The 11390-nt window shown below is 69.9% G+C and carries 13 protein-coding genes; 8 read left to right on the top strand and 5 right to left on the bottom strand.

The features are described 5' to 3' along the window. Positions 1-92: 92 nt before the first annotated feature. Positions 93-536 (bottom strand): NUDIX domain-containing protein, encoded by a 444-nt coding sequence (locus tag AB0J76_RS33115; RefSeq protein ID WP_352323346.1) that lies wholly within the window; start codon positions 534-536, stop codon positions 93-95. Positions 537-628: 92 nt separating this feature from the next. On the opposite strand from AB0J76_RS33115, the gene AB0J76_RS33120 reads away from it, so the two are divergent. Next, entirely contained in the window at positions 629-1171 is a 543-nt protein-coding gene (locus AB0J76_RS33120) for a sigma-70 family RNA polymerase sigma factor (RefSeq protein WP_352323347.1), read from the top strand. Continuing rightward, a complete protein-coding gene (locus tag AB0J76_RS33125) occupies positions 1168-2082 on the top strand; it encodes a hypothetical protein (protein ID WP_352323348.1) in 915 nt (304 codons plus the stop codon). The genes AB0J76_RS33120 and AB0J76_RS33125 overlap by 4 nt, the downstream gene beginning before the upstream one ends. Before the next feature lie 33 nt (positions 2083-2115). On the opposite strand, the gene AB0J76_RS33130 is transcribed toward AB0J76_RS33125, so the two are convergent. Continuing rightward, positions 2116-3414, bottom strand: coding sequence for an alkyl sulfatase dimerization domain-containing protein (locus AB0J76_RS33130; protein WP_364391618.1), 1299 nt, complete (start codon positions 3412-3414; stop codon positions 2116-2118). Between the two features lie 155 nt (positions 3415-3569). Between AB0J76_RS33130 and ngcE the strand changes: the two genes are divergently transcribed. The 6 genes from ngcE to AB0J76_RS33160 all read left to right on the top strand — a co-directional run bounded on the left by ngcE (position 3570) and on the right by AB0J76_RS33160 (position 8911). Beyond that, positions 3570-5018, top strand: a complete 1449-nt coding sequence (gene ngcE / locus AB0J76_RS33135) for an N-acetylglucosamine/diacetylchitobiose ABC transporter substrate-binding protein (protein ID WP_352326099.1) — start codon at positions 3570-3572, stop codon at positions 5016-5018. A 4-nt stretch (positions 5019-5022) separates the two neighbouring features. Further along, the gene (locus tag AB0J76_RS33140; protein ID WP_352326100.1) at positions 5023-5940 is read left to right on the top strand and encodes a sugar ABC transporter permease; all 918 of its coding nucleotides are present in this window, start codon (positions 5023-5025) and stop codon (positions 5938-5940) included. Continuing rightward, complete coding sequence (locus AB0J76_RS33145) at positions 5940-6794, top strand: carbohydrate ABC transporter permease (RefSeq protein ID WP_352326101.1); 855 nt, start codon at positions 5940-5942, stop codon at positions 6792-6794. Before AB0J76_RS33140 ends, AB0J76_RS33145 begins: the two co-directional genes overlap by 1 nt. 81 nt (positions 6795-6875) lie before the next feature. Further along, entirely contained in the window at positions 6876-7421 is a 546-nt protein-coding gene (locus tag AB0J76_RS33150) for a superoxide dismutase family protein (protein ID WP_352326102.1), read from the top strand. An 84-nt stretch (positions 7422-7505) separates the two neighbouring features. Further along, positions 7506-8576: a low temperature requirement protein A gene (locus tag AB0J76_RS33155; RefSeq protein ID WP_352326103.1), complete on the top strand. Its 1071-nt coding sequence runs from the start codon at positions 7506-7508 to the stop codon at positions 8574-8576. After that, positions 8573-8911, top strand: coding sequence for a nuclear transport factor 2 family protein (locus AB0J76_RS33160; RefSeq protein WP_352326105.1), 339 nt, complete (start codon positions 8573-8575; stop codon positions 8909-8911). The genes AB0J76_RS33155 and AB0J76_RS33160 overlap by 4 nt, the downstream gene beginning before the upstream one ends. A 76-nt stretch (positions 8912-8987) precedes the next feature. Here the strand turns inward: AB0J76_RS33160 and AB0J76_RS33165 are convergent, their stop codons facing one another. The 3 genes from AB0J76_RS33165 to AB0J76_RS33175 form a co-directional block, all read right to left on the bottom strand. Then, positions 8988-9536, bottom strand: a complete 549-nt coding sequence (locus AB0J76_RS33165) for a MarR family transcriptional regulator (RefSeq protein WP_352326106.1) — start codon at positions 9534-9536, stop codon at positions 8988-8990. A 66-nt stretch (positions 9537-9602) separates the two neighbouring features. After that, positions 9603-10574 (bottom strand): pirin family protein, encoded by a 972-nt coding sequence (locus tag AB0J76_RS33170; RefSeq protein WP_352326108.1) that lies wholly within the window; start codon positions 10572-10574, stop codon positions 9603-9605. 65 nt (positions 10575-10639) lie between these two features. Then, positions 10640-11278: a GntR family transcriptional regulator gene (locus tag AB0J76_RS33175; RefSeq protein ID WP_352326109.1), complete on the bottom strand. Its 639-nt coding sequence runs from the start codon at positions 11276-11278 to the stop codon at positions 10640-10642. Positions 11279-11390 lie beyond the last annotated feature (112 nt).

The following is an 11390-nucleotide window of genomic DNA, read 5'->3' on the forward strand; positions in this document are numbered from 1 at the left end:
TTCGGCGTTTGCGTAGGCCATGACGTCCATCAATTGGCCGTCCTTCCCGTTCGCGAACCGTACAAGCATGCCCGCCTACCTGACGGCCCTGGTCACGGCCGGGCGGTGGGTGGCGGCGTGATCCTGTAGAGTCCGTCGCCGGAGCCGGGAGCCGGGATGGCCAGGACGAGGGCGGTCGCCGGGAACAGCGGCGACGGCAGCCCGTCGTAAGGGAACCACTGCCATGAGCGGAAGACATGCGGCTCGGTCACCGCCGGAGCGTCGGCGCCCCGGAGCAGGGTGACCGCCGCCGTCACCCGCACGGCTCCCTCCGGATGGTCCAGGGCCACGCCGGTGACGAGCGGCGGCCCGGCGTCGCGGATGCCGGTCTCCTCGGCCAGTTCCCGGACGGCCGCCGCCTCGAAGGTCTCGCCGGGCTCCACCGCCCCGCCGGGCAGGCACCACGACAGGGGTTCGCCCGCCTTCACCCGCTCGCCGAGCAGCACGCGGCCGTCCGGGTCCGTGAGCAGCACGCCGACGCCTACGATGCGATTCACCGTCAAAACAGACTCCTCCCGCCAAGAGCTGTAATGCTGCCAAAAATCCGGACATGGGGTGAGTGTTGTTGATGCTCACTTAAGGAGACCGGATGGGAGCCGATCCCGAGAGCCGGTTCGAGGAGATCTACGCATTCTCCTATAGACCCCTGCTCGGCTACGCGCTGCGCCGCTGCCCCGATCCCGACGACGCGGCCGACGTGGTGGCCGAGACGTTCATGATCGCGTGGCGGCGCATCGAGGAGGTGCCGGGCGGCGAGGAGGCCCGGCTCTGGCTGTACGGCGTGGCCAGGAAGGTGCTGGCCAACCACCGGCGCGGTGAACGCCGCCACGAGCGGCGCACCGAGGCGTTACGCGCGGAACTGGCCGCCGCGCCCATGGTGGCCGGGCCGTCCGTCGAGGATCTGTCGCCGCTGGCCCGGGCGTTCAGGACGCTGTCCGACGACGACCGGGAGCTGCTCACCCTGGTCGCCTGGGAGAAGCTGGACACCGGCCAGATCGCCACCGCCCTCGGCATCACCCGCAACGCCGTACGGGTCCGCCTGTACCGGGCCCGCCGGCGCTTCGCCCGCCGCCTGACCGAGGCCGGGGTCGAGCGCCCACAGGCCGTCGCCCTCGAAGGGAGCCCGTTGTGAACATCGCCGATCTCGCCCGCGTGCGCGACGAGGAACTGGCGGGCGTGCCCGCCGGGCAGGCGTCCGGCGCGGGGGCGCGGGCGCTCATGAAGTCGATCACGTCGGAGCCGGTCACGTCCGAGCCGGTGACCGCCGGGGAGCCCGAGTCCGTCGCGCGCCGCAGGGGGCCGCGCAAGGTGTTCCTGCTGGGGCTGGTGGCGGCCGGGCTGGCCGCCGTGCTCGCCGTCACGCTGCCGATCTTCGGCCCGGTCACCGAGTACGCCAACGCCGCCGTCACCGTCAAGACCGGCGACGACTTCATCGACGTCGTCATCACCGACCCCGAGGCGGAGGCGGCGGCCTACACCGAGGCGTTCAGGGCCGTCGGCCTGGACGCCACGGTGAAGAAGATCCCGGTCGCGCCCGAGTACGCGGGCATGCTGTTCGGCCCGGCCACCCCCGGGAACTTCCCGCCGGGGACCGGCGTGACCGTTCGCGGCGCCGAGAGTTGCGCGTCGGTCTGGTGCGGCACGATCTCCATGCCGACGGGGTACCAGGGCAAGATCGTCATCGGCATCGGCCGCCCGGCCGCGCCCGGCGAGCGGTATGCCGCGATGGCGCCGAGCACGGTGGGCCTGGCCGCCGACGGCGTGGCCGGGGTCAAGCTCGTGGGCAAGCCCGTCTCGCACGCCAGGGCCGAGCTGTCGCGCCGCGGCCTCAAGATCGAGTACGTGGTGATGTGGTCGAACCCCGACGGCAGCGGCAGCGGTTACGACGTGGCCGCGGAGCACGTCAAGGACGACTGGATCGTCGACAGCGTGATGAAGGTCGCCTCGGACACGGTCAGGGTGGACGCCGTGGCTTCCGCCGACGTCCCCAAGGACTCCCTCCCGCGGGCCGACCGGCCGCAGGACGGCTGGACCGGCGGCTGAGCCCGCGAACCCCGGCGCCGGCCCCGCAGGCGTCTAAGCGCCTTCGGGCGGCGCCGGGGTTCCCCGGTCCGCCCGGGCCGAGGATTCGGTGGCGCCCCGGTCCGCCCGGGCCGAGGATTCCGTGGCGGCCCAGGTGAAAATTCCCTTCGCCATCAATGACTGTTCACCGGCCGCCCGCGCGGCGAAAACCTGGGCCCTGACCCGGTGCACACCCGCGTCGTCAGGGGCCGCCAGTGCGGCCATTTCCGCGAGATGCCCGGCGAGCCGCTCGTCGCCCTCGGAAAGGGCTTTGAGCGCCGCGTCGGCGAGCGCGTGCGGGCCGCCCGCGAGTTCCGCCACGGATTCGGCCAGCACCGCCTCGGGGGCCGGTTTGAGATTGGCCGGGTTGCCGTCGTACCAGCCGCCGTAAAGGCGCCAGAGATTGCGTACGACGAATTCCGGCTCGTCATAACGGGCCCGCAGATAGGGCCGGTCGGAATGGCGCTGCGAAGGTTTCACCGAATGCACGATCTCGTCGAGCCGGGCGCCCGCGTTGAGCAGGTCGAGCGTCTGCGTGATGATCGACTCCAGCCATTCGGCCGTCTCCAGCAGCGCCTGCCGCACGCGGTCGGCGCCGAAGACGGGCGCGCCGTGGCTGGGCAGCATGATCTCGGCGTCGAGGGCCGCCATCCGGCGCAGCGCGTGCACCCACTCGCGCGGGTAACGCTGCACCTTCTGGGGGTTGCCGCAGTTGGGGGTCACCCAGATGAACAGGTCGCCGGGCAGCAGCAGCCGGTGCTCGCGCACGTAGCCGACGGTGGCGTCGTCGGTCTCGCCCTTGGCGTGCAGCAGGTCGAAGGTCAGCCCGCCACGCCGTACGGTCAGCGCGTCGGTGTAGGTGACGTCGGGCCGCCGGTAGTCGGCGGGCCAGCGCAGGCGGGTGTTCTGGAACTGCCGCTGGTTGATCACCGTGTTGTAACCATTTGTCAGCAGGTAGCGGTCGAACCGATCGACCACCGCCTGATGGGCGTAAACCGTGGCCCGAGGGCCCGACTCCTCGAACGGTCCCGTGCCGAAGACGTGGTCGATGTGCCCGTGGGAGTAGAACGCGGTGGTCAGCGACGCCCGGGACCAGCGGCGGACGTCCTCGTGCAGGCGGGCGGCGGCCCACGGCCCGCCGGTGTCGAAGAGCAGCAGCTCGCCCTCGGTCTCGAAGGCGATCGCGTTGCCGAACCCGGCCCACCAGCCCACGCCTTCCGTCACGGTCTGGACGCCCTTGCCCTCCATGCCGGTGTCCACGATGCTGTCGTCAGACTCGCCGCGCCACACCCGGTCCGCGTACTCGATAATCATGTGACCCACCCTGCTTCTAGAACGTCGTTCTAGGCAAGGGATCACGGCAAGGTCACGTCTCGATTGCGCCCCCTTGACGCGTGTCGGCGGGCGTTCGTACGTTCGGGCAAACGTTTAGGAAACTTTCCTAACTGAATCCTCTTCGGGAGCCCCCCATGACCCACCCGGGCGAGATCACTCGGCGTCAGCTGCTCCGCCGCATCGGCCTGACCGCGCTCGTGGCCGGGCCCGGCGCGAGCCTGCTGAGCGCCTGCGCGACCAGCGGCGGTGGCGGTGACCAGCCCTCGGCGGCGCCCGCCACGTCGATCGCGGCGTCGGCGGACCCCAAGAACCCCTTCGGCGTCGACGTCAAGAAGCCGCTCGAAGTGGTCATCTTCAGCGGCGGCTACGGCGACTCCTACGCCAAGGACCTGCACGAAGAGCTCTACAAGAAGGCCCACGCCGGCGTCACGGTCAAGCACACCGCCACCCAGCAGATCGGCACCCAGCTCCGGCCGCGCATCGTCGGCAACGACATGCCCGACGTGATCAACAACTCCGGCCCCGAGGCGCTCGACCTGGCCGCGCTGGCCGCCGAGGGCCACCTGGCCGACCTGACCCCGCTCTACGACGCGCCCTCCTTCGACGACCCGTCCAAGAAGGTCCGCGACACGATCACGCCCCTCGTGCTGCAGAACGGCAAGCTCGACGGCAAGGACCTGGTGCTCAACTACACCGTCTCCCACCGGGCGCTGTGGTACAACGCCAAGCTGTTCGCCGCCAAGGGCTGGAGCGTGCCGAAGACCTGGGCCGAGTTCACCGCGCTCGGCGAGACGGCCAAGAAGGAAGGCATCGCGCTCTTCGCCTACCCCGGCAAGAAGGGCCCGTACTACCAGCTCTGGAACGTCCTCTACACGGCCGCCAAGATCGGCGGCAACCAGGTCATCATCGACATCGACAACCTCGTCGACAACGCCTGGAAGAGCGAGGCGGTCAAGCAGGCGGTCACCGCCTGGCTGGACATCCAGCAGAAGTACGGCGACAAGGCGTACCTGGGCCTCGACCACACCCAGACCCAGGTCAAGCAGCTGCAGAACAAGGTGCTGTTCTACCCGTGCGGCTCCTGGCTCGAGAACGAGATGACCAAGGACATCCCGTCCGACTTCGAGTACGCCCTGGCTCCCATCCCCGACGTCACCGCCTCCGACAAGATGCCGTACGGCGCGATCCAGGTCGGCGTGGGCGAGAACTTCGTCGTCGCGGCGAAGGGCAAGAACCCGCAGGGCGGCCTGGAGTACCTGCGGATCATGTTGTCGAAGGAGGGCGCGGCGGGCTTCACCAAGAAGACCAACAACCTCACGGTGGTGACCGGCGCCGCCGACAGCTCCGAGTTCCCGCCCGGCCTGGTCAGCGCCGCCAAGGCGCAGGAGGCGGCCGGCGAGAACATCATCACCGACGCCCGGTTCGAGGGCTGGTACAAGGAGCTGTTCGACTACGGCTGGGAGCAGACCAACGTCCTGATGTCCGGCCGCATCACCCCCGACGAGTTCTGCGAGCGCATGCAGAAGAAGGCCGACGACGTCAAGAAGGACGACTCCGTCACCAAGCAGACACGGAGCGCCTGAGCACATGGAGCGGTTGCGCAAGTACGGATTCGTCATCGGGTTCCTGGCCGTCCCGGTCGCGCTTTACACGGTCTTCGTGATCAGCCCCTATGTGCAGGCTTTCCAGCTCTCGCTGACGAGCTGGAACGGCGTCAGCTCGGTCGTCCGATACGTGGGGCTGGACAATTTCGGCCGGTTGTTCGAGGACGACAATTTCTGGCAGGCCCTGCGCAATCACGGAATTCTCCTGCTGGTGCTGCCGCTCCTGACGATCGTCATCGCATTGTTCCTGTCGTTCCTGCTGAATCTCGGCGGCGGCACCCGCGGCGCAGGAATGCGCGGGGTGTGGGGGTCGAATTTCTACCGGGTGGTGTTCTTCTTCCCCCAGGTTCTCGCCGTGGCCGTGGTCGGCGTGCTGTTCCAGGCCATCTACCGTCCCGACGAGGACGGTGTGATCAACGGCACGCTGGCCAGGCTCGGGCTGTCCGAGCCGATCGGCTGGCTCACCGAGCCGGGACTCGCGCTCTGGTCGATCATCGCGGTGATGGTCTGGCAGGCGGTCGGCTTCTACGTGGTGCTGTTCTCCGCGGGCATGGCCGCCATTCCCAAGGACTACTTCGAGGCCGCCTCGATCGACGGGGCCGGCCGCGTGCGACTGTTCTTCTCCATCACGCTGCCGCTGCTACGCGACACCCTCCAGGTCGGCTGGATCTACCTGGGGATCGCCGCGTTCGACGGCTTCGCGCTGATCCAGGTGCTGGCGGGCGACCGGGGCGAGCCCGACGGGGCCACCACCATCCTGCCCATCACCATCTACAAGACCGCCTTCGACTATCACAAGGTCGGCTACGCCTCGGCGATGGGCGTCGTGTTGTTCTTCCTGACCGTGACGTTCGCCGTGCTGACGCTCCGCACGACCAGGCGTGAAAGGGTTGAGCTCTGATGGCTTCGCGTGGAGCGGGCAGGCCGCGGCCCGGCGTGCTGAGCGGGCTGTCCCATGTCGCCCTGGCCGTCTGGGCCCTGCTGATCATCCTGCCGCTGTTGTGGACGTTCCTGGCCTCGTTCAAGAGCAACACCGAGATCTTCGGCGACCCGCTCCAGCTCCCGGGGGCGCTGCGGCTGGACGCCTGGGGCCGGGCCTGGGACAAGGCGCACGTCGGGCAGTACATGCTCAACACGGTCATCGTCGTGTTCTTCGGCACGGCGGGCACGATGTTGTTCGGCTCGATGGCGGCGTACGTGCTGGCCCGCTACAAGTTCCTCGGCGGCAAGCTGATCTACTACTACTTCGTCGCCGGGCTCGCCTTCCCCATCTTCCTGGCGCTCGGGCCGCTGTTCTTCGTGGTCAAGCAGTTCGGGCTGCTCGACTCGCACATCGGCCTGATCATCGTCTACATCGCGTACTCGCTGCCCTTCACGATCTTCTTCCTGGCCGCGTTCTTCCGCACCCTGCCCGAGGCGGTCGCCGAGGCGGCGCTGATCGACGGCGCCTCGCACACCAGGACGTTCTTCCAGATCATGGTGCCGATGGCCAAGCCCGGCCTGGTCAGCATCACGATCTTCAACGTGCTGGGGCAGTGGAACCAGTACCTGCTGCCCCTGGCGCTCATGGGCGGCGCGCCGGACAAGTGGCCGCTCACGCTCGGCATCGCCAGGATCTCCACCAGGGCCGGCTACGAGGCGGACTGGCCGGGCCTGTTCGCCGCGCTGAGCATGACGATCCTGCCGGTGATGGTGGTCTACATCATCTTCCAGCGGCAGATCCAGTCCGGGCTCAGCTCGGGCGCGCTGAAGTGAGTTTCGCCGAACACGGCGTGTAGCCGTACGGCTACTCGTTAGAGTGAGGGGCCTTCCGTCAGCACACCCGGAGGGTCCCTCATGCGCGTGCCCGCACTCCTGCTCGTCCTGTTCACGGCCGCCGCCTGCGCCGGGCCGCCGGCGCCGCTGCAGGAGGTCACCAAGCCCAGCCCGCCGGGCGTGCCGGAGCTGAGCGGCGGCGGCGAGTTCACCTCCGGCGACACCGCGGCGATCGCCTACGACCGCCGCTTGGCCCCTGAGGGCGCGCAGGCCAGCCTCACGGCCGAGTCCACCGGCGGCGAGACCCGTACCTCGCTGGTCGTGGAGGGCTTCCTGCCGCGCCACCACTACGGCGCCCACCTGCACACCGCGCCCTGCGGCGCCGACCCCGACGACGCGGGCGGCCACTACCAGCACAACCCCGGCCACGCCGACCCGGCCAGCGAGATCTGGCTCGACGTCACCACCGACGGGTCGGGCGCGGGGCGTTCGACGGCCCGCCATCCCTGGAGCCTCGACCCCGCCGCCCTGCCGAAGTCGCTGGTCATCCACGCCAGGGCCACGAAGAAGAGCGGCGCCCACGCGGGCGAGGCGGGCCCTCGGGTGGCCTGCCTGACGCTGCACTAGCCGAAAGGCGTGCATAATTACACAATTACATATTGTGGAGGTCCCGCGTTGACTAGCCGCCAGTGGCAGCCGCCCCGTTTACGGTTGTTCGAGCAGGTGCACCGCCGGGCCACCTGGCTGGAGCTACTCTACGACCTCGTCTTCGTCGTCGCGGTCGCCGAGCTGGCCGACGTGCTCGCCGGCGGGGCCGACGCCGGCCGCGTCCTGACCTTCGTCGGCCTGTTCGTGCCGGTCTGGTGGTCGTGGGCGGGTTACGTCTTCTACGCCAACCGGTTCGACACCGACGACGTCAGCCACCGCCTGCTCGCGCTGCCGCAGATCCTCGCGGTGGCCACGATGGCGGCCAGCGTCAGCGACATCGAGCAACGCTCGGCCCTGTTCGCGATCTCCTACGCCGCGGCCCGGATCCTGCTGGTCGTCGCCTACCTCAGAGCCGGCCGGCACGTCCCGGAGGCCAGGCCGCTCACCGTGCGGTACGCGGCCGGGTTCAGCGTCGCCGCGGTCATCTGGGTGGCCTCCCTCGCCGTCGAACCGCCGCAGCGGTACGCCCTGTGGGCCGTGGCGCTGGTGATCGACCTGGCCACCCCGCTGCTCAGCCGCGGCCACCAGAGCCGGCTGCCGCCGCAGAGCGAGCACCTGCCGGAGCGGTTCGGGCTGTTCGTCGTGATCGTGCTCGGCGAGGTGGTCGCCGCCGTGGTCACCGGCCTCAAGGGGCACGACGTCACGCCGTCCGTGCTGCTGGTCGCGCTGGCCGGGGTGGCCATCGCGATGGCCTTCTGGTGGTTGTACTTCGACCACGTCGACGAGTCCGTCGTGCTGCGCACCAAGCTGGCCGGGCAGGTGTGGGTGTACTCGCACCTGCCGCTGTCGATGGGCCTGGTGGCGTTCGGCATCGGGATCGAGCACGCGATCATGCACCCGTCGGGGGCGAGCTGGGCCGTCGGGGTGCCGGCCGCCGTGGTCTTCGCCGTGCTCGGCCTTCAGCACCTGTGCTCGTCCGACCGCCGGGCGGGGGCCGTCCGGCTGGCCGCCGCCGTGCTCGCCCTCGCCTCCGCCGCGCTGCCCGTCGCGGCGGCGCTCCCCCTCCTGCTGTTGTACGGCGCCGCGCAGGTGGGTTACGACCTGCTGCGCCCCTCCCCGGAAGGCACACCGTGACCCAGAAAGTGACCCAGGACGTGTTCGACCGCCAGCTCGCCGCCATCGCCGACGGCGACCTGGCCGCGCTGCTGGCCCAGTACCACGACGAGGCGGTGGTCGTCCGGTTCGACCGGGCGGCCAGGGGCGCCGCCGAGATCCGCGAGCTGTTCACCGCCTACCTGGCGGCCGGCCCGCGGGTGGAGGAGATCACGTCGCTGCGCGTCGAGGACGACGTGATCTTCTACAACGCGGTCATGACCGTGGGCGGGAACCGGGTCACCACGTTCGGGACGCTGGTCGTCAAGGACGGCAGGATCTGGCGCCAGACCGCCGCCGCCCTGCCGCTCACCTGATCGCCGAGGCCATCGGCCGGCACGTCGCCGCGGAGCCTGGCCTCGTGGTAGGCCCTGACCACCTCGCGGGCGCCCGTCATCGGCCCTCCAGGTGTGCCGCGAGCCGCTGCTGGTTGTCGGCCAGCCGCAGGCACAGGTGCCGCAGCGCGGTCAGGTCCGCGGCCGAGAAGCCCTGGAACATCGCCCGCATCGCCATCTGCGACGGCGTGCGGAACGCCTCGATCCACGCCCGGCCCTCGTCGGTGATCACGGCCAGCACCGAGCGCCGGTCGCGGCTGTCCTGGACCCGCCGCGCCAGGCCGTCGCGTTCCAGGGTGTCCACCAGGCCGGTCACGTTGCGCGAGCTGACCCCGGCGGCCTGGGCCAGGTCGCCGATGCTGATGCCGGCGCCCGCGCCCGCCGCGCCGAGGCGCAGCAGGACGTCCATCGCGCCGGAGCTGAGCCCGCGTCCCTCGCTGCCGTGCGCGCGCATGCGCTCGATCGCCTGGTACGCCGTCCGCACGGCGGCCGCCGCCTCGAAGGCCGCGGTGTCGCCGCCGCCGGCGAACTCGCTCATGGCCGCCCTGGCCCGCGGGTCGAAGAGGGAGCCGTCCGGCTCCTGGTCAAATTTATGTACGTCCTTCACAATGAATGTCTACCAGAAAACCTGAAGGCCCGCGCGAGATACGCACGGGCCTTCAGGGCGGGACGGTCAGGAGTGGGCGTGCTCGGCCGGGATCGTGCCGAGGCGGCCCGCCTGGAAGTCCTCGAACGCCTGGACCAGCTCGGCGCGGGTGTTCATGACGAACGGGCCGTGGTGGGCCACCGGCTCGCCGATCGGCTCGCCGCCCAGCACGATCACGTCGAGCGTGTCCTTGGCCTCGATCGTGATGGTCTCGCCCAGGGTGGTCAGGCCCGGCCGGTTGCCGAAGCCGTCGAAGACCGCGAGCTGCCCGCCGTGCAGCGGACGCCGCTCGGCGCCGACCGTGCCGCGGCCGGAGAGGGCGTACGCCAGGGCGTTGTAGTCCTTGCGCCAGGGCAGGGTCAGCCGCGCGCCCGGGGTGATGGTGGCGTGCAGCAGCGTGATCGGCGTCTGCGTGCTGCCCGGACCGCTGTTCCCGGCCAGCTCGCCGGCGATCAGCCGGACCAGCGCGCCGCCGTCGTGGCTGCTCAGCAGCGCGACGCTGGACCGCCCGATGTCCTGGTACTTCGGCGCGATCATCTTCTTGGCGCCCGGCAGGTTGACCCAGAGCTGGATGCCGTGGAACAGCCCGCCCTTCTGCACCAGCCACTCCGGCGGCGCCTCCTTGTGCAGGATGCCGGAGGCGGCCGTCATCCACTGGGTGTCGCCGTTGCTGATCGTGCCGCCGCCGCCGTTGGAGTCGAGGTGCTCCATGACGCCGTCGATCATGTACGTGACGGTCTCGAAGCCGCGGTGCGGGTGCCAGGGGGTGCCCTTGGGCTCGCCGGCGGCGTAGTCGATCTCGCCCATCTGGTCCATCATCACGAACGGGTCGAGGTATTCGAGCTTGATCGCCGCCAGGGCGCGGCGGACGGGGAAGCCCTCGCCCTCGAACCCGCTGGGCGCGGTCTCGACGGCGAGCACCTTCCGCTGGGGCACTCCCGCCACGGGCGCGGGCACGCGGGGGAGGGTGAGCGGGTTCTCAACGGTTACGGCGGGCATGTCGCGCTCCTTCCAGCGGGATCTGCCCCATGCAACCAAGTTGAGATTTCAACTATTCCGCCGCGTCACGGGATGCGGGACATCATCCGTTCCATGCCGTTGATCCAATTGTCGCGCAGCGCCTGGACGGCCTTGGCCGGCTCGTCGGCCAGCAGGAACTCGGCGATGCGGCGGTGCTCGGCGGCCTCGCGCTCCAGGGGAGCGTCGTCGCCGGCGATCAGGTGCGCGTAGCGGCGCATGCCGGCCTTGACGCTGGTGATGAGGTCGAGCAGGCGCTCGTTGCGGCAGCCGCTCAGCAGCAGGTCGTGCCACTCGTCGTCGTGGCGCTCGATGACCTGCTGCTCGGCCACGTTGTCGGGGAAGTCCTGGGCCAGCTTGAGCAGGTCGGGGGCGATCGAGCGCAGGTGGGCCGGGTCGGAGCAGTCGAGGGCCAGCGACTCCAGGGCGGCCACGATCTCGCACAGCTCGCGGAACTCGCGCCGGCTGACCGGCGCGAAGCGGAAGCCGCGGCCCTGGTTGCTCTCCAGCACGCCCTCGCCCGCCAGGGTGATCAGCGCCTCGCGCAGGGGAGTGCGGCTGACGCCCAGGTCGGCGGCGAGGGAGGCCTCGTTGATGTCGGTGCCGGCGGCGAAGTCGCCTCGGTCGAGCCGGCTCAGCAGCTCTTCCCTGATCTGCTCACGCAACGGTCGCCGCTCGATCGGCATGGGGGACTCCCTCTCGTTCAGGACAACCGAATCTTAACCCTTGACGTGATGCAAAATACTGCACTATGAATTCGGCATACAAAATATTACATTGCATGATCGAGGAGTTCGA

It is taken from the genome of Nonomuraea sp. NPDC049624, assembly GCF_040675255.1.
Classification (GTDB): domain Bacteria; phylum Actinomycetota; class Actinomycetes; order Streptosporangiales; family Streptosporangiaceae; genus Nonomuraea.

Excerpts from the sequence above, each read along its gene's own strand:
- AB0J76_RS33130 (WP_364391618.1), bottom strand. The coding sequence starts at position 3,414 with ATGATTATCGAGTACGCGGACCGGGTGTGGCGCGGCGAGTCTGACGAC.
- AB0J76_RS33120 (WP_352323347.1), top strand. The coding sequence starts at position 629 with ATGGGAGCCGATCCCGAGAGCCGGTTCGAGGAGATCTACGCATTCTCC.
- AB0J76_RS33170 (WP_352326108.1), bottom strand. The coding sequence starts at position 10,574 with ATGCCCGCCGTAACCGTTGAGAACCCGCTCACCCTCCCCCGCGTGCCC.
- AB0J76_RS33150 (WP_352326102.1), top strand. The coding sequence starts at position 6,876 with ATGCGCGTGCCCGCACTCCTGCTCGTCCTGTTCACGGCCGCCGCCTGC.
- AB0J76_RS33140 (WP_352326100.1), top strand. The coding sequence starts at position 5,023 with ATGGAGCGGTTGCGCAAGTACGGATTCGTCATCGGGTTCCTGGCCGTC.
- AB0J76_RS33175 (WP_352326109.1), bottom strand. The coding sequence starts at position 11,278 with ATGCCGATCGAGCGGCGACCGTTGCGTGAGCAGATCAGGGAAGAGCTG.
- ngcE (WP_352326099.1), top strand. The coding sequence starts at position 3,570 with ATGACCCACCCGGGCGAGATCACTCGGCGTCAGCTGCTCCGCCGCATC.
- AB0J76_RS33145 (WP_352326101.1), top strand. The coding sequence starts at position 5,940 with ATGGCTTCGCGTGGAGCGGGCAGGCCGCGGCCCGGCGTGCTGAGCGGG.